Genomic DNA, 19,117 nt, shown 5'->3' with positions numbered 1-19,117 from the left:
CGTCACCCCCGCGAGATTCTCTCACCCGAACGTAGGTGGACGAAAAACTTCCACATCAGTACGTTGGCGATAAGTGGACGACATCCTTCCACATTTTGTCCGGATTGGGGGCAACACCGTGACCGCTCAGCTTCCCGCCACACTGCCCATCACCCGCGGCTGCCCGTACGCGCCGCCGGATGAGCACCGCAGACTGCGGGACGAGGCGCCGATCCAGCGGGTGACGCTGCCCAGCGGCGAGACGGCGTGGGCGATCACCCGGCACGAGGACATCCGGGCGATGCTGACCGACCCGCGGTTCAGCTCCGACCGGCGCAACCCGAACTTCCCGCTGCTGGTCAAGGGACAGCGGATCAACACCGGCTTCCGCGCGTCGCTGATCGGCATGGACCCGCCGGAGCACGGCCCGGCGCGGCGCAAGGTGGTCGGCGAGTTCACGGTGCGGCGGATGGAGGCGCTGCGCCCGCGCATCCAGGAGATCGTCGACCAGCACATCGACGCGATGCTCGCCGGCCCCAAACCGGCCGACCTGGTGAAAGCGCTCTCCCTGCCGGTGCCGTCACTGGTCATCTGCGAGCAGCTCGGCGTCCCGTACGCCGACCACGAGTTCTTCCAGCTGCACTCGTCCCGCCTGCTCAGCCGGGTCACGCCGCCCGCGGAACGCAAGGCGTCGATCGACGCGCTGCGCGACTACCTGGGCGAGCTGATCGAGCGGAAGGCGCAGGAACCGGCCGACGACCTGCTGAGCCGCCAGCTCGACAAGCAGGACGACCGCGAAGAGCTGGTCAGTCTGGCGTTCCTGCTGCTCGTCGCCGGGCACGAGACCACAGCGAACATGATCTCGCTGGGCACCATGGCGTTCCTGGAGCGCCCGGAGGACATCCGGAAGATCCAGGAGGACCCGTCGAAGACGCTGCCCGCGGTCGAGGAACTGCTGCGGTACTTCACGATCGCCGAGTTCGCGGTCTCCCGCGTGGCGGTGGAGGACGTCGAGCTCGGCGGCGTGCTCATCAAGGCCGGCGAGGGCGTGGTGCCGCTGAGCAACCTCGCCAACCGCGACCCGGACGCGTTCGACCACCCCGAGGAGCTGGACATCGAGCGGGGCGCGCGGCACCACCTCGCGTTCGGCTTCGGCGCGCACCAGTGCCTCGGCCAGAACCTCGCGCGGATGGAGCTGCAGATCGTGTTCGACACCCTGTTCCGGCGGATCCCCGGCCTGCGGCCTGCCGTGCCGCTGGACTCCCTGCCGTTCAAGGACGACGCGAGCGTCTACGGTATCCACGAGTTCCCGGTGACCTGGTAGGAGGAGCCATGCGCATCGTCGCGGACACCGATCTCTGCATCGGCGCGGGCCAGTGCGTGCTGACCGAACCGGAGGTGTTCGACCAGGACGACGACGGCACGGTCGTGGTCCTGGTCGAAAACCCCGAGGGCGGGCAGCTGGACAGCGCCCGCGAAGCGGTCAAGCTGTGCCCCGCCATGGCGCTGTCCCTGCAGGAGTAGCTACTTCACCGCGCCCATCGAAAGGCCGCGGACCAGGTGGTTCTGCGCGATCCACCCGACGATCATCACCGGCAGCGAGGCCAGCAGCGCGGCCGCCGACAGCTGCGCCCAGTACAGGCCCTCGCTGGTGATGAAGCCGACGAGGAACACCGGCACCGTGCCGGCCCGCGCCGCCGTCAGGTTGACCGCGTAGAAGAACTCGGTCCACGAGAAGATGACGCAGATCAACGCGGTCGCCGCGATGCCGGGCGCGACCACGGGCAGGATCACCCGGTACAGCAGTGTCGGGAGGCTCGCCCCGTCGACGCGCCCGGCCTCGATCATCTCGGTGGGCACCTCGAGGAAGAACGAGCGCATCATCCAGATCGCCAGCGGCAGGTTCATCGCTGTGTAGAGGATGACCAGCGCCCACACGTTGTCCAGCAGCTGAGTTCGCTGCGAGATGACGTACAGCGGGATGATCGCGGCCACGACCGGCAGCATCTTCGTGGACAGGAAGAACCCGAGCACGTTGCTGGTCTTGGGCACCGGGGCGAGCGACAGCGCGTACGCCGCCGGGACGCCCAGGAGCAGCACGATCAGCGTGGACAGGATCGTCACGAACGCGGAGTTGCCCAGGTAGGGCAGGAACCCGCGCTCGAAGATGCTGGCGAACTGGTCCAGCGTCGGGGTGAACGCGATCCGCGGCGGATCGGTGTAGGCGTCGGCCTCCTGCTTGAAGGCGGTCAGCACCATCCAGATCAGCGGGAACACGAACAGGATCGCGACCACCCACGTCGCGGTGGTCAGTGAGGCGGGACCGAGCCGCCTGCGCAGGGTGCTCACTTCACGACCCCCTTGCTCACGTCGAACGCGCGGAACATCAGACGCAGCGCGAAGGTCGCGACGATCAGCGTCAGGACCACCACGATCACGCCCATCGCCGAGGACTGGCCGATGTCGAAGCCCTGGAAGGCGCGCTGGTAGATGTAGTACGGCAGGTTGGTGCTCGCGGTGCCCGGACCGCCCTGGGTCATCAGGAAGATCGCGTCGAAGCTGTTCACGATGTAGATCGCACCCAGCAGCACCGACAGCTGCAGGTACCGGGACAGGTGCGGCAGCGTGATCGACGCGAACGTCCGCCACCGGCCCGCGCCGTCGACCTGCGCGGCCTCCAGCACGTCCTTCGGCTGGCTCTGCAGGCCGGCCAGGATCAGCAGCATCATGAACGGCGTCCACTGCCACACGATCTGCGCCATGACCGAGGCCAGCGGGAACTCCGACAGCCAGTCGGTTTCGCCGCCGAAGACGAAGTTGAGCAGCCCGTAGGTCGGGTCGAACATCGTCGTCTTCCACAGCAGCGCGCCTGCCGCGGGCAGGATGAGGAACGGCGTGATCAGCAGCGTCCGCACCACGCCGCGGCCGAGGAACTTGCGGTCCAGCAGCAACGCCAGGCCGAGCCCGAGCAGCAGCGCGACGAACACGCACACCACGGTCAGGACGACCGTGTTGAGCATCGCGCCGCGGAACTGCGAGTCGGCGAACACGTCGGCGTAGTTCTGGAACCCCACGAAGTGCTGCGACCCCGGACGCACGAGGTTCCACGACTGGAACGAGTAGACCACTGTGAGGATGAACGGGATCTGGGTCACCACGATGGTGAACAACAGCGCGGGCAGCAGGGGCGCCCGGCGGGCCCAGGCTCCGGTGCCCTTGCGCTTCTCCGGTTTCGCTTCGACTCTCTGTCCACTTGCGATAGTGGGCGCAACGGCGGTCATTTCGTCTCCCGGTAGGAATCGCCGACGGTCTGCGCGTACTCCTGCGACTGTTCGATGGCCTCGTCGACGGTGATCTGACCGGCGATCGCGGCCGAGAGCTCCTGGCTGACCCGGGTGCCCAGGTCCTGGAACTCGGGGATGCCCACAAACTGGATGCCCGGGTAGGGCACCGGCTGCGTCATCACCTTGCGCTGGTCGGCCGCGTCGATGCCGTCCAGCGTCGGCTGGGCGTAGGCCTTCGCGGCCTCGGCGTACTCGGGGATCCGGTAGGTGGAGAACCGGCAGCCCGGCGGGACCCGGTTCCAGCCGTAGGTCTTGCCGACGGTCTGCACGAACTCCTTGTTCGTCATCCACTGCAGGAACTTCCAGGCGTCCTGCTTGTTCTTCGCGACCTTCGGGATCGCCAGCGCCCAGGTGTAGAGCCAGCCGCTCGCCTCGGTCTTCACCACCGGCGCGGCGACGTAGCCGGACTTGCCGACGACCTTGCTCGACTCCGGGTCCTCGTTGGTCCCGGCCATCACGGTCGCGTCGTACCACATCGCGGCCTGGCCCTGGCCGTAACGCGTGCCGCACTCGGAGAACCCGGCGCTGGAAGCGCCGACCTCACCGTGCTCGCGGACCAGGTTCACGTAGAAGTTCGCGGCCGCGCGGAACTCCGGCGTGTCCAGCTTCGCGTTCCAGTCCTGGTCGAACCACTGCGCGCCGAAGGTGTTGGCGACGGTGGTGAACGGCGCGAGGCTCTCGCCCCAGCCGGGCTTGCCGCGCAGGCAGATGCCGGCGACACCGGCCTGCTTGTTGTCCAGCTTCGCGGCGAAGTCGGCGATCTGCTGCCACGTCGGGTGCTCCGGCATGGTCAGCCCGGCCTGTTCGAACAGGTCCTTGCGGTAGGCCAGGAACGACGACTCGCCGTAGAACGGCACCGCGTACATCGAGCCCTGGTAGGACAGCGAGTCGCGGATGCTCGGGATGAAGTCGGCCGGGTCGTAGCCGGGGCTGGCGTCGATGTAGGGCTGCAGGTTCTCCAGCCAGCCGTTGGCCGCCCACTGCGGGGTCTCGTAGTTGCTGATCATCACCGCGTCGAACTCGCCGCCCTGCGTGGCGGTCGAGGCGGTGATCTTCGCGCGCGCCTGGTTCTCCGGCAGCGACACGAACTTGAGCTTGACGCCCGGGTTCGCCGCCTCGAACTCGTGCGACAGCGAAATCGCGTCGTTCATCTGCGGGTTCGCCACGATCGCGATGACCAGCGTGTTGCCGCCCGCGCCGAGCGCGCCGGCGCCCGCGCAGCCGGTCAGGGTCAGCAGCGCGGCGACCGCGAGGAGTGCCAGCCACTTACGCATCCGTGGCCCCCGGCAGCACCTGCACCTTCAGACCCGCACCACTGCGCATCAGGTCCAGCGCGTCGGGGAACCGCCCCAGCGGCAACGCGTCGGTCAGGAGGGCTTTCGTGTCGATCGCGCCGGAGGCCACCAGGTCCAGCGCGGCGCCGTAGGAGTGCAGAACAGCCATCGATCCCACCACCGTGATCTCGTCGTTGTAGATCCGGAACGGCGAAAGCGCGACACGTGCCTCCGCCGGGGCGACGCCGAAGACGAGCAGACGCCCGCCGCGGCGCAGCGCGTCGAACGCGGCCTCGATCGCCGGGGCCGCACCGGTGCAGTCGGCCGCCGCGTCGAACCGCTCACCGTCCAGTTCGGACACATCGGTGGCGACGGCGTGCGCACCGAGGTCCTTCGCCCGCGGCAGGCGGGACGCGTTGCGGTCGACGACCGTGACCCGCGCGCCGGCCCGCTGCAGGAGCATCTGCATGACCAGGCCCATGGTCCCGGCGCCGACGACCAGGAAGTGCTCACCCGCTTCGACCCCGATGCGCCGGACGCCGTGCACCGCGCACGACACCGGCTCGACGAGGGCGCCCTCCTGCCAGGACAGGTGGTCGGGCAGGCGGTAGCAGGTGCTCGCGGGCACCTTCACGTACTCGGCGAAGGCGCCGTCGACGGTGTCGCCGGTGGCGCCCCAGTTCGCGCAGAGGTTGCCGTGGCCGGCGCGGCACGGGTCGCAGTAGCCGCAGAACAGGGAGGGGTCGACGGCCACCCGGTCGCCGACCTGCCAGCCGCCGGGGACGTTCTTGCCGATCTCGACGATTTCGCCGGCGAACTCGTGGCCGGGGACGATCGGGTAGGGCGTCGGGGGGAAGTGCCCGTCGGCGATGTGCAGGTCCGTGCCGCAGATGCCGCACGCGCCGACCTTGATCACGACGTCGCGCTCCCCCGGCGTGGGATCGGGAACCTCGCCGACCCTGATGGAACCCGGCTGATCGACGATGGCGGCCCGCATGCCGTCTCACCTCTTTCTGCGCTCATTTGAGCGCCTCACGACTTTGTGGTCACATGTCTGGTCATGCATTAGAGGGGTTTTGGTGGTTTCTCGTCAACGGAGCTGGCGCTATAGTGCTCAGATGAGCGAAGCTGGCATGCTGGACGGGCTCACCGCGACGCTGGTGGCGCACCGGTTCTACGTGCTGGGGCAGTCCAAGATCGAGATCGCCGCCGACTTCGGGATCAGCAGGTTCAAGGTGGCGCGGCTGATCGACGCGGCGTTGTCCCAGGGTTTGGTGCGGGTGGAGTTCGCTCCCCCCGCGCCGGTCGACGTGCGGCTGTCCGACGAGCTGCGGTCGGCGTACGGGCTGCGGCAGGCGTTCGTGCTCAATCGAGCGGCGAGCACCGGGCCGCGCCCACAGGTGCGACGGCAGATCGGGGCCTTCGCGGCGCAGCTGTTGTCGGAGACGGTCACCGAGGACGACGTGGTCGGGTTGTCCTGGGCGCGGTCGGTGAACGCGATGGCGGCGGCGGTGCGGCGGCTGCCGAAGTGCCCGATCGTGCAGTTGTGCGGTGTGCAGGCCGGGATGGACATGCGGGACCGGTCGGTGGAGACGGTGCGGCAGGTGGCGGAGGTGTCGGGTGGGGACGCGTACCCGATCTACGGGCCGCTGGTGCTGCCGGACCGCCGGACGACGGAGATCCTGCGACGGCAGCCGGGCATCGCGGAGACGTTCGCGCAGTTCCCGCGCCTGACGAAGGCCGTGGTGAGCATCGGGGCGTGGCTACCGGGCGAGTCGACGGTGTACGACGCGGTGTCCCCGGCCGAACGCGAGGCGATCACCGCGCGGGGCGCGCGGGCGGAGGTCGCGGCGCGGTTGTTCGACGGCGAGGGGAAGCCGCTGTCGACCGGGCTGGCGCACCACGTGCTGGCGATCGACACGGCGGAGCTGCTGAAGGTGCCCGAGGTGATCGCCCTCGGCTACACGGCGCCGAAGGCGGCGGCCATCGACGCCGTGCTGCGGTCGGGACTGGTGTCGACGCTCATCACGGACACGCCTGCCGCCGAAGGCGTGCTACGCCTCCGACAGGGCTGAGACGAGCGGGTTACTTCACCCGCACCGGCAGCGTGTCCACGCCGTAGACGATCGACGTCCGGCGGTAGCTCAGCTGCTCCGGCTCGACGTCCAGCCGCAGGTCGGGGAAGCGCCGCACCAGCGCCGGGTACGCGGCACGCAACTCCATGCGCGCCAGCTCCGCCCCGATGCACCGGTGCGCGCCCCAGCCGAATGCCAGGTGCTGCGTCGCCGGGCGGGCGGGGTCGAAGGACTCCATGTCGTCGCCGAGGGCGGCGTCCCGGTTGGCCCCGCTCAGCGACACGAACACGATGTCGCCCTTCGCGATCTCCTGCCCGCCGACCGTGACGTCCTCCCGCGCGAACCGCGGGAACGCCACCTGCACCACCGTCAGGTACCGCAGCAGCTCCTCGACGAAATCACGCGCCGCGTCGTCGGAGTCCCGCACCAGCTCGAACGTCCGCCGGTCCCGCAGCAGCACGATCGCGCCAAGCGCCAGCATGCTCGCCGTGGTCTCCAGGCCGCCGGTCAGCACACCGTCGGCGAGGCCGGCCAGCTCCTGGTCGGAGATGTTGTCGCCGTGCTCCTTGACCAGCATGCCGAGCAGGCCGTCGCCGGGCTCCGCGCGCTGCTTCTTCACGATTTCGAGCAAATAGGACAGTGACTCCGAGATCGCCCCGAACGAGGCGCCCGCCCCGGCGAACAGGTCGAACCGGACCGTGCTCAGCCGCTGGAAGTCGTCACGGTCCTCATAGGAGACCCCGAGCAGTTCGCAGATCGTCAGCGACGGGATCGGCAGCGCGAACGACTGCATCAGGTCGACGGTGCCGCCGTCCTTCTCCATCGCGTCGAGCTGCTCGGCGATGATCTCGTCGATGCGCGGCGTGAGGCGGTTCAGCCGCCGCATCGTGAACTCGGGCGTCAGCATCTTGCGCAGGCGCGTGTGGTCCGGCGGGTCCGCGAAACCGAGCCCGCCGGGGTTCTGCTCGGCGGAAAGCCCCGCCTTGCCGACCAGGTTGGTGTAGTCGTTGCTGAACTTGTCCGTGGCCGCGAGCACTTCTTTCGCCTCGCCGTACCCGGTGACCAGCCACGCGGTGATGCCGAAGGGCAGCGGCAACCGGCTGACCGGCGCCTCCGCCCTGGTCGCGCCCAGCTCGGGCACGGGGTCCAGGCCGTCGCGGCGCAACGGCATGAGCGCGGAATCCGGCAGGACCGAGAGGTCGAAGCCCTTTTTCTGCGCTCTGGCGAGGTAACGGCGGCCCACCCAGGAAACCACACGTGCGCGAAGCCCCATGGCCGCAGATTACACGCGGAGTCCGACGATTCCGGCGTCGCAAGAGAAGTCACTCGCGCAGGTGGTGCAGGTCACCCACTAGGTCGGTGTCTGGTCTGGACTCGGGTGGCGCGGGTACATCGTGGCGTCACGACAACCAGGGGAGTGAGCCGTAATGCCTGACAGGGCCCGCCTCGGGACGGTCGCCGCCGCGGTGTGCGTCCTCCTGCCGTTCGGCCCGGCGGTGGCGAACGCCGCGCCGGCCGAAACCGTGCTCGCGCAGGAGCAGCTCAGGAACATGCCGCCGGGGCTGTGGGGACTGCTGGGGTTGCTGGGCCTCTTCGGCCTGGTGGGGCTGACGCGGCGCGGGCCGAGGCGCAACGCCAAGAATCCGCTGGCCGGCTACTCCGGCGAGGACGAGGTGGCCCAGGGCCGTCACCAGGCCCCGGCGCCGCGCAGTGGATCGCCGATGGACATCCTGCCCGGGCAGAACCCGCAGGTCGAGCGCCCGCCCGCGGCCGCCATGGACGGGGCCCACCGGCAGGAGGCAGCCGCGCCGATGCCCGACCCGCGACGGCCGGTCAGCAAGACGCCGGCCGACGTGCCGATGCCGTCGTACACGTCTTGGCCGTCTTCCGCGGAGAACCAGCCCGCGCCGGCGCACAGCTCGACGGGCGCGGCTTACGGTTCTGGCGAGATGCCCGGCGGGGCTCAGTACGGGGATGGCAGGTCGGCGATGTTCGCCTCCGGTGACATGCCCGCGGGGGCGCAGCCCAGCTACGCCTCCGGGGAGATGCCCGCCGGAGCACACTCCGCCGATGGCAGGTCGGCGGCGTTCGCCTCCGGCGACATGGCTTCCGGAGCACAGCCCGGCTACGGCGCGAGCGACAGCAGGTCAGCGGCCGTCACCTCTGGGGAGATGCCCGCCGGAACACAGCCCGGCTACGGCTCGGGCGGCAGCAGGTCGGCGGCCGTCACCTCTGGGGAGATGCCCGCCGCGGCGCAGCCCAGCTACGCCTCCGGCGAGATGGCCTCCGGCGAGAGCAGGTCGGCGACCTCCAGCTCCAGCGACATGCCGTCCAGCTACGCGGCCGCGGATGGGATGCGGCCGGCCTACGGCTCCGCGGACGGCCAGCCCGCCGGCCAATCACCCCCCTCCGGCGACGTGCCGTCGGCGGCACAGGCGTGGGCGAGCACGGACGCGCCGTCCGGGGCACACCCCGCCCCCGAAATCCCGTCCCCGGCGCAGCCCTACGCGCCCGCGCGGCAGCCCGCCTACGCCGCCGGCGAGGCGCAGGTCGCCTCGCCGATGGACGTCGCGCCCACGGCCCCGACGCCGGCGCAGTACCGCCGCAACCCGGAGCCGTTCCCCCAGACCGACCAGGACCCGCCGCCGCAACAGCCCGCGGTCCCGCAGCAGCAGGGCACGTTCGCCGGGCTGCCGCGCTACCCGGAGACCGCGGCACCCGAGCCCGGCCCGCTCGACACCGGCCCCCGGCACCGGCGCTGACGAGTGGCTCCTGGCCGCGGCCTGCCGCGGCCAGGAGCCACCGGGCGTACGGCGGGAGCACGCCGAGGCGAGCCGCGCCGGACGGAAATCCGGGTAGCTCCGGACCAGGCCGGGCAACACCGTCCGCCGCGCGCCGGGCACCCCAGCCGCGCGCCGGGCAGCATCTCGCCCGGCGCGGCTGACGCCACCCGGCGCGCGACTGATGCCGTGCGGCGCGGCTGGCGGTGCCTGGGATGGCCGGTGCTGCCCGGTGCGGCTGGCGGTGCCGGGCGCGACTAATGCCGTCCGGCGCGGCTGGCGCCGCCCGGTGCGGCGACCGGCCTCAGAGCTGGTCCACCGCCGTCACGCGGACCACCGCTGCGCCGGCCTCGTCGGAGGCCGGGAGGTCCACCTCGGCGCTGATGCCCCAGTCGTGGTCGCCCTCGGGGTCGTCGAAGATCTGCCTCACCCGCCAGACCTCGGGCTCCTTCTCGATGATCAGCATCGCCGGGCCGCGGGCGTCCGCGCCGGTTTCGATCCGGTCGTGCTGCTCGTAGTAGGCCTCGAGCGCGGCTTCCCACTCGATGTCGTTCCAGCCGGACGCCGCGTCCAGCTCCCCCAGCTCCGCGTACGCGCGCCGGGCCGCCAACTCGACCCGCCGGAACATCTGGTTGCGCACCAGCACGCGGAACGCCCGCTCGTTGCCCGTGACCGGCGGCGGCTTCTCCGGCAGCCGCTCCGCAGGCAGCGGCTCCTCCCCCGGGTGCCGCAGCGCCTCCCACTCGTCCAGCAGGCTCGAGTCGACCTGCCGCACCATCTCGCCGAGCCACGCGATCAGGTCCTCCAGCGGCTCGGTCTTCGCCTCGTCCGGCACCGTGCGCCGCAGCGCGTCGTACGTGTCCGCCAGGTACCGCAGCACCAGGCCCTCCGACCGCGCCAACGAATAGAAGTTGATGTACTCGACGAAGTTCATCGCGCGCTCGTACATGTCCCGCACGACCGACTTCGGCTTCAGCTCGTAGTCGGCGACCCACGGGTGCCCGCGCCGGTACGTCTCGTACGCCGCCTCCAGCAGCTCCTCCAGCGGCTTCGGGTACGTCACCTCGTCGAGCAGCGCCATTCGCTCCTCGTACTCGACGCCCTCCGCCTTCAACGCCGCGACCGCCTCGCCGCGCGCCTTGAACTGCTGCTGCGACAACACCGGCCGCGGGTTCTCCACAGTGGACTCGATCACCGAGACCACGTCCAGCGCATACGTCGGCGACTCGGTGTCCAGCAGCTCGATCGCGGCCAGCGCGAACGGCGACAACGGCTGGTTCAGGGCGAAATCGAGCTGCAGGTCCATCGTCAGCCGCACGATCCGGCCCGTCGAGTCCGGTTCGGACAGCCGCTCGACGACCCCCGCGGCGACCAGCGCCCGGTAGATCGCGATGGCCCGCCGGATGTGCTTGCGCTGCGACGGCCGGTCCTCGTGGTTGTCCTCCAGCAGGTGCCGCATGTGCTCGAACGCGTTGCCCGGCCGCGAGATCACGTTCAGCAGCATCGCGTGGCTCACCTGGAAACTCGACGTCAGCGGCTCGGGCGGCGACGAGATCAGCCGCTCGAACGTGCTCTCCGTCCAGTTGACGAACCCCTCCGGCGCGTTCTTGCGGACGATCTTCCGCTTCTTCTTCGGGTCGTCGCCCGCCTTCTGCAGCGCCTTCGCGTTCTCGATCACGTGGTCCGGCGCCTGCACGACCACGTACCCGTCGGTGTCGTACCCGGCCCGGCCCGCGCGCCCGGCGATCTGGTGGAACTCGCGTGCCTTGAGGTGCCGCTGGCGCACCCCGTCGTACTTGGTCAGCGCCGAGAACACCACCGTGCGGATCGGCACGTTGATGCCGACGCCGAGCGTGTCGGTCCCGCAGATCACCTTCAGCAGCCCGGCCTGCGCGAGCTGCTCGACCAGCCGCCGGTACTTGGGCAGCATGCCGGCGTGGTGCACGCCGATGCCGTGCCGCACCAGCCGCGACAGGGTCTTGCCGAACCCGGCGGAGAACCGGAAGTCCCCGATGGCCTCGGCGAGTGCGTCCTTCTCCGCGCGCGTGGTGACGTTGATGCTCATCAGGGCCTGCGCCCGCTCGATCGCGGCGGCCTGCGAGAAGTGCACGACGTACACCGGGGCCTGCCCGCCGGTGAGCAGCTCGGTCATCGTCTCGTGCAGCGGGGTGAGCGCGTACCGGTAGGTCAGCGGCACCGGCCGCTGCGCCGACGTGACCACCGCGGTGGTGCGCCCGGTGCGGCGGGTCAGGTCCTTCTCGAAGAAGGTGACGTCACCGAGGGTGGCCGACATCAGCACGAACTGCGCGTTCGGCAGCTCCAGCAGCGGCACCTGCCACGCCCAGCCGCGGTCGGGCTCGCTGTAGAAGTGGAACTCGTCGGCCACGACCTGGCCCACCGGGGCGTCGGCACCGAACCGCAACGCGATGTTCGCCAGGATTTCCGCCGTGCAGCAGATGATCGGGGCATCCGGGTTGACCGCGGAGTCGCCGGTCATCATCCCGACGTTGTCGGCGCCGAAGATCTCGATGAGCTGGAAGAACTTCTCCGAGACCAGCGCCTTGATGGGGGCGGTGTAGTAGCTGCGCTTGCCGTGGGCCATCGCGGTGAAGTGCGCACCCACCGCGACCAGGCTCTTTCCCGAGCCGGTGGGCGTGGACAGGATCAGGTTGGCGCCGGAGACGACCTCGATCAGCGCCTCTTCCTGCGCCGGGTACAGCTCGAGCCCGCGTTCGGCCGTCCAGGCCGAAAACGTCTCGAACAGCGTGTCGGGATCGGGATCCGCTGGTAGGAGGTCTGTGAGCGTCATCGTGGGTACCATCGTGCCACCCGCGGCCGGAGAGCAGATGGGGCCCATCGCGGCCGGTCCCGTCAAGCCGTAGGCTTCCCACACACAGGTGTAATCCGGAGGGCTGGCATGGCACAGGACATCGTCCCGATCGAACTCGGGCTGCCGCAGGGGGACCTGGTGACCCTGTGGGCCCCGCGCTGGCGGGAGGACGGTGAGGAGTGGGAGGCCTTCCTCGGCGACGAGGAGGATCTGTACGCCTTCCCCGACGCCGCGCACCTGGCCGCGTTCGTCCGGACCGCCGAGCAGCACGACCTGATCGACCACCCGGCGTGGAACGCGGTCCCGGCGCTGAACGTGCCGGAGCTGATCCCCGACGACGACCACTCCTACGACCTGGTCGGCGTGCCCGAGCTGGTCGCCGAGGATCCGGACTCGTGGACGATCAGCGAGCTGGCCGAGATCGTCGGCATCGTGCGCTCGCTGGCCGACGTGTGCGAGCTCGACGAGGTCCACGAGGTGCTGGACGCCACCGAGGGCTTCTCGCTGCTGGAGCAGGGCCGCCTGCCGTTCACCGGCCGCGAGGGCGAGCGCCTGTGGAACGACCTGTCCGAGGCCGTGTCCGAGAAGTGGGACACCGTGCTGGACGCGATCGACGGCCTGGTCAAGGTGCCGGACGTGGACGCCGGTGTGCTCGAGCAGACCGCCGAGGAGCTGGCCACCTTCCTGGAGGAGTCGGCCGAGGCCGAGGTCGAGTCCGAGCAGGCCGACGAGGACCTCGACACGGTCGAGAGCGCCGACTCCGACGACGAGGAAGAAGAAGAGGACGTCCCGGTCGGGTTCTGGGGCGAGGTCGGCATCGACCCCATCAAGATCATCACCGCCGGCGACGAGTACTACTCGCTGCGGTGCTACCTGGACGACGAGCCGGTCTTCCTGGGCAGCGACGGCCGGATCGACGTGTTCAAGTCGGAGAAGGCGCTCGCGCGGGCGCTGGCCGACTCCGCGGCGTTCGCCGACAACGACCTGGCCGAGGTGTCCACTTGGGACGAGGTGCTCGCCAAGGCCACCGCGGGCGAGCTGGAGGTCGAGGTCGACACCGAGAACACCTACGTGCTCGCCGGCCTGGACGAGGACCTGGCCGAGGGCCCGGACGCGATCGACCCGACGCAGCTGGACCTGGCGGTCGAGCTGCTCACCGACGCCGCGGACTGGGCGGGCGACGACACGGTGGCCGCCGCACTGTCCACTTCGGAGAGCCTGGGCTGGCTGGTGTCGTTCGTGCTGAAGCCGGACCCGGGCCGGCTCGCGCCGAGCGCGCCGTTCGACACCGAGCAGAGCGAGTGGCGCAAGCTGGTGGAGGCGTTCGAGAACCGGCTCCGGGTCCACTGACGCTTCACAGGCCGAGCAGGCGCGCCGCGTTCCCACCGAGGACCGCGGCGCGCGCTGTTTCCGACGGCGTGACGCGCTCGACCAGCGCGCGGGCCGGCACCGGGTCGCCGTAGGGCGCGTCCGAGCCGAACAACGTCCGGTCCGGCACCTCCGCGATCGCCAGCCGCACGGAGAACACCAGGCTCGCCGTCGACAGCTCGAGCCAGAGGTTCGGCGTCTCGCGGACGAGCTCGATCGCGGCGATCCAGTGCTCGCCGCCGAGCTGGCTGATCACCAGCGGCGTCCGCGGGTACTTCCGGGCGAGCGCGCCGATGGTCGCCAGGTCGGCGGCGGTGGCCGGGGCCGCGCCGTGGACCACCACCGGCAGGTCGCCTGCCGCGCGCAGCACCGGTTCGAGCAGATCGGCGCGGCCGGGCGGCGGGGTCAGCTCGCCGATGCCGCGCCACTTCCGGCACGCCTCCTCGACCGCGGCCGCCACCTCAGCCCCGGGCCGCATCAGGTCCACCGAGCCGAAGCCGACGAACCGGTCCGGATGCGCGGCCACTGCGTCGTCCAGTTCGCGCAGGGCCGCGGCCCGGCCTTCGCCGCTGCCGGCCAGGCTCTGCGACAGCACGGCCATCTCCCCCTTCAGCTCGTCCAGCGTCGCCGCGCGTTCGGGGTGCGGACGGGTCGCGAACAAGATCGCTTTGTCGACACCGGCTTCGTCGAGGAGGGCGAGGTGCTTCTCGACGGGGTCGTGGACGTGGCTGTGCGCGTCGATGATCAAGGTCTTCCTCCGGGAATCGTGGTACTTCCGGCAGTGTTGATCCCTGACATGGTGGGAAGGTCAAGTGATGCTGATCGGTGAACTCGCCAGGCGCGCCGGGACGACCGAGCGGCTGCTGCGGTACTACGAGCGCGTCGGGCTGCTGACCGCTCAGCGCCGCGACAACGGGTACCGCGAGTACGACACCGGCGCGGTCGAGCGCGTGCGGCAGATCCGCGAACTGCTCAGCGTCGGCCTGCCGACCAGGGAGATCCGCCGCATCATCGACTGCGCCCACCCCGACGGCACCCTGGACGCCTGCCCCGGCGTCCTCGACACCCTGCGCGCCCGGCTCACCGAGCTGGACGCCCGCGCGGCGGAACTGACCGCCGCGCGGGCCGCGCTCCGTCAGGCCATCACGACGACCGAGTCTCGGCTCGGACCGGTGTGAGCCCGACTGCCAGCACCGGGAACACCGCGGCGACGCAGAACGCCAGCGCGTAGCGCGAGTCGCCGATCACCAGGCCCAGCAGGGGTGGCGTGAGGGACGCCGCGATGTTCTGCGCCGTGTTCTGGGTCCCCATCGCGCGCCCGGCCCAGTCGATCCCGGCCAGCTCCGCGGACGCGGTGAACCCGAGCCCGTTGTCCGCCACCGTGATCACCGCGGCCAGGACCAGCGCGAACAGCACCACCCACATCCAGCTCACGTCGCCGACGGCGACCAGCAGCATGACCGCCGCGCTCGCCACCGCCAGCTGCCGCATCGGGCGCAGGCGGCTGCCCACCCGGTCCGACCAGTAGCCCGAGGCCAGCCTGCCGACCGCGCCCAGCACCTGCACCGCGGCCAGGAACCAGCCCGCCGCCAGCGCACTCCAGCCGTGCGCCGACACCAGGTACACCGGCGCGAACGCGGACACCGCGAACTGTGGCACCACCAGCAGCGCGCTCGCCCCGTGCAGCCGCCACAGCGTCGGCGTGCGGTACGGCGACGCCGGCTTCGGCGCACCGGGCTTCTTCTCCGGCCGCGGCGGGTCGATCACCAGCCACGCCACCAGCGCGGCGACCACCAGCCCGAACACCGCCGGGAACAGCACCGCGGACCGGAAGCCCCAGTGCTGCGCCAGCGGCGGCAGGGCCAGCGCGGCGACGCCGACGCCGAGCGGCTGCGCGGTCTGCCGGACGCCCATCGCGGTGCCCCGCTCGTCCGGGCCGAACCAGCCCATCACCGCGCGCCCGCTGGCCGCGTTGACCGACGCGGTCAGCGCCCCGGCGAGCAGGAACAACGCGAACAGCACCCCCGTCGACGGCGCGGCCATCGAGGTGACCAGCAGCAGCGCCGACGACGCGCCGAGGCCGATCGCCATGACCAGGCGCTCGCCGTAGCGGTCGGCCGCCGCGCCCCAGGCGATCAGCGTGAACAGCAGGCCGATGCTGGGCGCGGCGACGATCGTGCCCGCCTCCGCGAGCGTCAGCCCGTCCGCGCGCATCTCCGGCACCAGGAACGGGATGCCGTAGAGGAACGAGCAGCTCGCGGTCTGGGCCGCGAGGCCGAGCGCGAGGATGCCCCACCGGCGCCTACTCCTCGTGTCCAGCCCTGCTGCCCGGCTCATCGCGACCATCCCAAGATGTGAGAACTTGTTCTTACATCTTGGACCTTACTTGCCGACGCTAACGATCACAAGGGGCTTTCAGACCAACTCGGCGTAGCCCGGTTTGATCACGTTGTTGATCAGGTCGAGCCGTTGATCGAAATCGAGGAACGCCGACTTCATCGCGTTGATCGTGAACCACTGGAAGTCGGACCACCCATAGCCGAACGCGTCGGCGAGTGCGGCGAACTCGCTCGACATCGAGCAGCCGCTCATGAGCCGGTTGTCGGTGTTGACGGTCACCCGGAAGCGCAAGTCCGCGAGTAACCCGATCGGATGGTCGGCGATCGACGCCGCGGCGCCGGTCTGCACGTTGGAGGACGGGCAGATCTCCAGCGGGATGCGGCGGTCGCGGACGTAGCTCGCGAGCCGGCCGAGATGGACCGTGCCGTCCGGATCGCGTTTGATGTCGTCCACGATCCGCACACCGTGCCCGAGTCGTTCGGCGCCACAATGCTGAATCGCCTCCCAAATGGAAGCGAGTCCGAAGGCCTCACCGGCGTGAATGGTGAAATGCGCGTTATTGGTGCGCAGATATTCGAATGCGTCGAGGTTGCGAGTGGGCGGGAATCCGGCTTCCGGTCCCGCGATGTCGAAGCCGGCCACTCCGGAGTCCCGGTAACGCACTGCGATCTCGGCGATCTCGGCCGCTCGGGCGTGCTGACGCATCGCACACAGCAAAGTACCCATTCGGATGACTTTTCCCTGCTGAGCGGCTCGACGCTCACCCTCCGCAAACCCCGCCTGGACGGCCTCGACGACCGCGTCCAGCGACAGCCCGCGCTCGACGAACAACTCCGGCGCGTAGCGCACCTCGGCGTAGACCACGCCGTCCTGGGCGAGGTCCTCCACGCACTCCGCGGCAACCCTGACCAGCGCTTCTTCGGTCTGCATCACGCCACAGGTGTGGGCGAAGGTCTCCAGGTAGGACTCCAGGGAGCCGGAGTCGGCGGCGTCGCGGAACCAGCGGCTCAGCTCGGCCACGTCCGTCGTGGGCAGATCGCGGTACCCGAGGGCGTCGGCCAGTTCGATCACGGTCCCCGGACGGAGTCCTCCGTCGAGGTGATCATGGAGCAGGACCTTGGGCACCCGCCGGATGTTTTCCATGGTCAGGGGCACTCTGGTGGCGTTGTCGGACATGCTCCGACGGTACCCCCGCGACGGTCACCTACATGGACGCGCGCGGTGGCGACTCTCAGCCTCCAGTCAAGCTTCAGACCGCCGCCCGGCGGCTCGCATTCGGCCGGTCGGGGTGACCACGACGTTCCCGCCTTTACGGGGGCGATACCCAGAGCAATTCCGCAATGGTTAAGCTTCGCCCACGTCCCTCTTTCCCCGCCGACGAAGGACACCGAAGTGACCACTGATAACCACATTGGAGCTCCGTCCTTCGACCGGATGCGCAACATGCTGGTGCGCGCGGCCGAAGTCCGCGAGAGCGAGCAGCAGCAGATCTTCGACGCGCTCGACGACATCTACGCGCGGCTCGCTCCGGTCGACTCGTTGGGCGCCGTGCGCAAGCGGCTGTCGGAGCTGCCCGACCGCACCGAGGTCGGCGTGCTCGCCGAGCGCCTGGACGAGGCCATGTCGCGCCTGGAGGCGCAGGACAACGCGCTGGCGGACCTGGCGCGCGCGGTGGAGAGCATCGTCGACAAGCTGGCGAAGCCGTTCGCCCAGCTCGACGGCCGTCTCGACGGTGTGGCCGCCCGCTTCGAGGGTGTCGCGGGCCGGATGGACGGGCTCGAGGACAAGCTGGAGAACATCCACCGCCGCCTCGACGACCTGAACGGGCACCTGGACAAGCAGGACGCGAAGCTCGAGGCGCTGCCGCAGGCCGTGCACGGCCCGGTGAAGGAGCGCATCGAGATGGCCGAGTCCATCCTGCGCGACCGGGTCGACTCGGGCCTGGGCGAGCTGCGCGAGCGGGTGGACAACGGCGTCGGCGAGCTGCGTGAGCGGGTCGAGAACGGCCTGTCCGACCTGCGCGGCCGCGTGGACGAGGCGGACAACCAGCACCGCGAGCGCGTCGAGGCGGCCACGCAGGCGCTGCGCGGCGCGATCGACGAGACCGGCGAGATGCTGGACCCGACCGAGCGGCTGGAAGCGCTGTCCGCCCGGCTGGAGCAGATCACCGGCCGCCTGGACGACCTGGGCAACCGGATCGACAAGGTCGACGAGGGTGTGGCCGCGCAGTTCGGCGACCTCGGCGGCGCGGTCAAGAGCGGGTTCTCGCGGGTCGAGGGCACGCTGTCCAGCCGCCCCGACACCGACTCGGTGGGCTCCCTGGTGCGCCGCAGCAACGAGGAGTCGGAGCGGCGCATCGGCGGCCAGCTCGACGAGGCGATGGCGACGTTCGCGGAGCTGATGCTGGGTGGCGGCCCGTCGGTCCCGCAGATCGCCCCGCCGCCGCCCGCGCAGCGCCAGCCGCGCCGGGCCCGCAACGGCCGGGCGCCGAAGAACGCCGACGTGAAGCCCAAGTCCGAGGGCGACGACACCGAAGCCTGAGTTTCTCGTGGATCGGCCCCGGGCGTGCGCCATGCCCGGGGCCGTTCTCGTGTCTAGGCTCGGGGCATGTTGCGGTTGGGAATCCCGGTGCTCGGTGTCGACGACCTCGCGAGGGCCGAGGCGTTCTGGACGGAGGCGCTCGGCCTGCACGTGACGAGCGAGTGGGGGAACGCGAACTGGCGCACCCTAAGCGGCGACGACGGCCCGGTGCTGGGGCTGATGCGCAGCGAGACCCCGGTGCAGCGCCATCCGCGGATCCACCTCGACCTGTTCGTGGAGTCGGCGGACGAGCAGGCCGCCGAGGTGGACCGCCTCGTGGGATTGGGGGCATCGAAGGTGGAGTGGGATCGCTACCCGGAGGACCCGGACTTCGTGGTGCTGGCCGACCCGGAGCGAAACGTGTTCTGCATCGTGGACCTGGGCCACGATGCAGCCAGCTGAGGGCGGCTCTGGGGGGTGTTCGAACCGCAAGCCGGCAACGAAAAGCAAGCGACTACCCCAACCAGACCTCCCCCGCCCCCGATCCACAGCCGATCTTTAGTCGCCGACCAGGGTTGTCAAGGCACGCTTCCCGCCTTGACAACCC

At 70.4% G+C, this 19,117-nt stretch carries 17 protein-coding genes; 8 read left to right on the top strand and 9 right to left on the bottom strand.

Going from position 1 to position 19,117, the window contains the following annotated elements; genetic code table 11:
* The first annotated feature begins 118 nt into the window (after window positions 1–118).
* A complete protein-coding gene (locus tag ACCP09_RS35320) occupies window positions 119–1,303 on the top strand; it encodes a cytochrome P450 (protein ID WP_027932508.1) in 1,185 nt (394 codons plus the stop codon).
* 8 nt (window positions 1,304–1,311) lie between these two features.
* Window positions 1,312–1,503: a ferredoxin gene (locus tag ACCP09_RS35315; protein WP_123683915.1), complete on the top strand. Its 192-nt coding sequence runs from the start codon at window positions 1,312–1,314 to the stop codon at window positions 1,501–1,503.
* Here the strand turns inward: ACCP09_RS35315 and ACCP09_RS35310 are convergent, their stop codons facing one another.
* From ACCP09_RS35310 to ACCP09_RS35295, 4 genes are read right to left on the bottom strand one after another with little or no spacing between them, the layout of a single operon-like run.
* The gene (locus ACCP09_RS35310; RefSeq protein WP_027932510.1) at window positions 1,504–2,319 is read right to left on the bottom strand and encodes a carbohydrate ABC transporter permease; all 816 of its coding nucleotides are present in this window, start codon (window positions 2,317–2,319) and stop codon (window positions 1,504–1,506) included.
* A 5-nt stretch (window positions 2,320–2,324) separates the two neighbouring features.
* A complete protein-coding gene (locus tag ACCP09_RS35305; RefSeq protein ID WP_027932511.1) occupies window positions 2,325–3,260 on the bottom strand; it encodes a carbohydrate ABC transporter permease in 936 nt (311 codons plus the stop codon).
* Window positions 3,257–4,597, bottom strand: a complete 1,341-nt coding sequence (locus ACCP09_RS35300) for an ABC transporter substrate-binding protein (RefSeq protein ID WP_433753160.1) — start codon at window positions 4,595–4,597, stop codon at window positions 3,257–3,259. The genes ACCP09_RS35305 and ACCP09_RS35300 overlap by 4 nt, the downstream gene beginning before the upstream one ends.
* A complete protein-coding gene (locus ACCP09_RS35295) occupies window positions 4,590–5,594 on the bottom strand; it encodes a zinc-dependent alcohol dehydrogenase family protein (RefSeq protein WP_433753158.1) in 1,005 nt (334 codons plus the stop codon). Before ACCP09_RS35295 ends, ACCP09_RS35300 begins: the two co-directional genes overlap by 8 nt.
* Before the next feature lie 136 nt (window positions 5,595–5,730).
* Here ACCP09_RS35295 and ACCP09_RS35290 point away from each other — a divergent pair, with 136 nt between their 5' ends.
* Window positions 5,731–6,672: a sugar-binding transcriptional regulator gene (locus ACCP09_RS35290; RefSeq protein ID WP_027932514.1), complete on the top strand. Its 942-nt coding sequence runs from the start codon at window positions 5,731–5,733 to the stop codon at window positions 6,670–6,672.
* A 10-nt stretch (window positions 6,673–6,682) separates the two neighbouring features.
* On the opposite strand, the gene ACCP09_RS35285 is transcribed toward ACCP09_RS35290, so the two are convergent.
* Entirely contained in the window at window positions 6,683–7,945 is a 1,263-nt protein-coding gene (locus ACCP09_RS35285; RefSeq protein WP_037322666.1) for a cytochrome P450, read from the bottom strand.
* 154 nt (window positions 7,946–8,099) lie between these two features.
* Between ACCP09_RS35285 and ACCP09_RS35280 the strand changes: the two genes are divergently transcribed.
* Entirely contained in the window at window positions 8,100–9,434 is a 1,335-nt protein-coding gene (locus tag ACCP09_RS35280; protein WP_433753156.1) for a hypothetical protein, read from the top strand.
* Between the two features lie 322 nt (window positions 9,435–9,756).
* Here the strand turns inward: ACCP09_RS35280 and ACCP09_RS35275 are convergent, their stop codons facing one another.
* Window positions 9,757–12,261: a DEAD/DEAH box helicase gene (locus tag ACCP09_RS35275; RefSeq protein ID WP_123683921.1), complete on the bottom strand. Its 2,505-nt coding sequence runs from the start codon at window positions 12,259–12,261 to the stop codon at window positions 9,757–9,759.
* 108 nt (window positions 12,262–12,369) lie between these two features.
* Between ACCP09_RS35275 and ACCP09_RS35270 the strand changes: the two genes are divergently transcribed.
* On the top strand, window positions 12,370–13,632 hold the full coding sequence (locus ACCP09_RS35270; RefSeq protein WP_400979949.1) for a primosomal protein: 1,263 nt from the start codon (window positions 12,370–12,372) through the stop codon (window positions 13,630–13,632).
* A gap of 4 nt (window positions 13,633–13,636) precedes the next feature.
* On the opposite strand, the gene ACCP09_RS35265 is transcribed toward ACCP09_RS35270, so the two are convergent.
* Window positions 13,637–14,398: an amidohydrolase family protein gene (locus ACCP09_RS35265; protein ID WP_433753153.1), complete on the bottom strand. Its 762-nt coding sequence runs from the start codon at window positions 14,396–14,398 to the stop codon at window positions 13,637–13,639.
* Between the two features lie 67 nt (window positions 14,399–14,465).
* Here ACCP09_RS35265 and ACCP09_RS35260 point away from each other — a divergent pair, with 67 nt between their 5' ends.
* On the top strand, window positions 14,466–14,828 hold the full coding sequence (locus ACCP09_RS35260) for a MerR family transcriptional regulator (protein WP_027932520.1): 363 nt from the start codon (window positions 14,466–14,468) through the stop codon (window positions 14,826–14,828).
* Here ACCP09_RS35260 and ACCP09_RS35255 read toward each other — a convergent pair.
* Complete coding sequence (locus tag ACCP09_RS35255; protein ID WP_433753151.1) at window positions 14,794–15,987, bottom strand: MFS transporter; 1,194 nt, start codon at window positions 15,985–15,987, stop codon at window positions 14,794–14,796. The genes ACCP09_RS35260 and ACCP09_RS35255 overlap by 35 nt on opposite strands.
* A 78-nt stretch (window positions 15,988–16,065) precedes the next feature.
* Window positions 16,066–17,166 (bottom strand): adenosine deaminase, encoded by a 1,101-nt coding sequence (locus tag ACCP09_RS35250; RefSeq protein WP_378336993.1) that lies wholly within the window; start codon window positions 17,164–17,166, stop codon window positions 16,066–16,068.
* A gap of 216 nt (window positions 17,167–17,382) precedes the next feature.
* Between ACCP09_RS35250 and ACCP09_RS35245 the strand changes: the two genes are divergently transcribed.
* Window positions 17,383–18,531: a hypothetical protein gene (locus ACCP09_RS35245; RefSeq protein ID WP_027932523.1), complete on the top strand. Its 1,149-nt coding sequence runs from the start codon at window positions 17,383–17,385 to the stop codon at window positions 18,529–18,531.
* A 66-nt stretch (window positions 18,532–18,597) separates the two neighbouring features.
* Window positions 18,598–18,972 (top strand): VOC family protein, encoded by a 375-nt coding sequence (locus ACCP09_RS35240; RefSeq protein WP_433753148.1) that lies wholly within the window; start codon window positions 18,598–18,600, stop codon window positions 18,970–18,972.
* Window positions 18,973–19,117: the final 145 nt, after the last annotated feature.

The organism is Amycolatopsis sp. 3B14, assembly GCF_050958625.1.
Classification (GTDB): domain Bacteria; phylum Actinomycetota; class Actinomycetes; order Mycobacteriales; family Pseudonocardiaceae; genus Amycolatopsis_E; species Amycolatopsis_E thermoflava.
This window is presented reverse-complemented; position numbering and strand designations above follow the sequence as displayed.

Bases quoted from the DNA above. Each gene is read 5' to 3' on its own strand.
- ACCP09_RS35315 (WP_123683915.1), top strand. From the start codon at position 1,312: ATGCGCATCGTCGCGGACACCGATCTCTGCATCGGCGCGGGCCAGTGC.
- ACCP09_RS35305 (WP_027932511.1), bottom strand. From the start codon at position 3,260: ATGACCGCCGTTGCGCCCACTATCGCAAGTGGACAGAGAGTCGAAGCG.
- ACCP09_RS35300 (WP_433753160.1), bottom strand. From the start codon at position 4,597: ATGCGTAAGTGGCTGGCACTCCTCGCGGTCGCCGCGCTGCTGACCCTG.
- ACCP09_RS35295 (WP_433753158.1), bottom strand. From the start codon at position 5,594: ATGCGGGCCGCCATCGTCGATCAGCCGGGTTCCATCAGGGTCGGCGAG.
- ACCP09_RS35290 (WP_027932514.1), top strand. From the start codon at position 5,731: ATGCTGGACGGGCTCACCGCGACGCTGGTGGCGCACCGGTTCTACGTG.
- ACCP09_RS35285 (WP_037322666.1), bottom strand. From the start codon at position 7,945: ATGGGGCTTCGCGCACGTGTGGTTTCCTGGGTGGGCCGCCGTTACCTC.
- ACCP09_RS35280 (WP_433753156.1), top strand. From the start codon at position 8,100: ATGCCTGACAGGGCCCGCCTCGGGACGGTCGCCGCCGCGGTGTGCGTC.
- ACCP09_RS35275 (WP_123683921.1), bottom strand. From the start codon at position 12,261: ATGACGCTCACAGACCTCCTACCAGCGGATCCCGATCCCGACACGCTG.
- ACCP09_RS35270 (WP_400979949.1), top strand. From the start codon at position 12,370: ATGGCACAGGACATCGTCCCGATCGAACTCGGGCTGCCGCAGGGGGAC.
- ACCP09_RS35260 (WP_027932520.1), top strand. From the start codon at position 14,466: ATGCTGATCGGTGAACTCGCCAGGCGCGCCGGGACGACCGAGCGGCTG.
- ACCP09_RS35255 (WP_433753151.1), bottom strand. From the start codon at position 15,987: ATGAGCCGGGCAGCAGGGCTGGACACGAGGAGTAGGCGCCGGTGGGGC.
- ACCP09_RS35250 (WP_378336993.1), bottom strand. From the start codon at position 17,166: ATGTCCGACAACGCCACCAGAGTGCCCCTGACCATGGAAAACATCCGG.
- ACCP09_RS35240 (WP_433753148.1), top strand. From the start codon at position 18,598: ATGTTGCGGTTGGGAATCCCGGTGCTCGGTGTCGACGACCTCGCGAGG.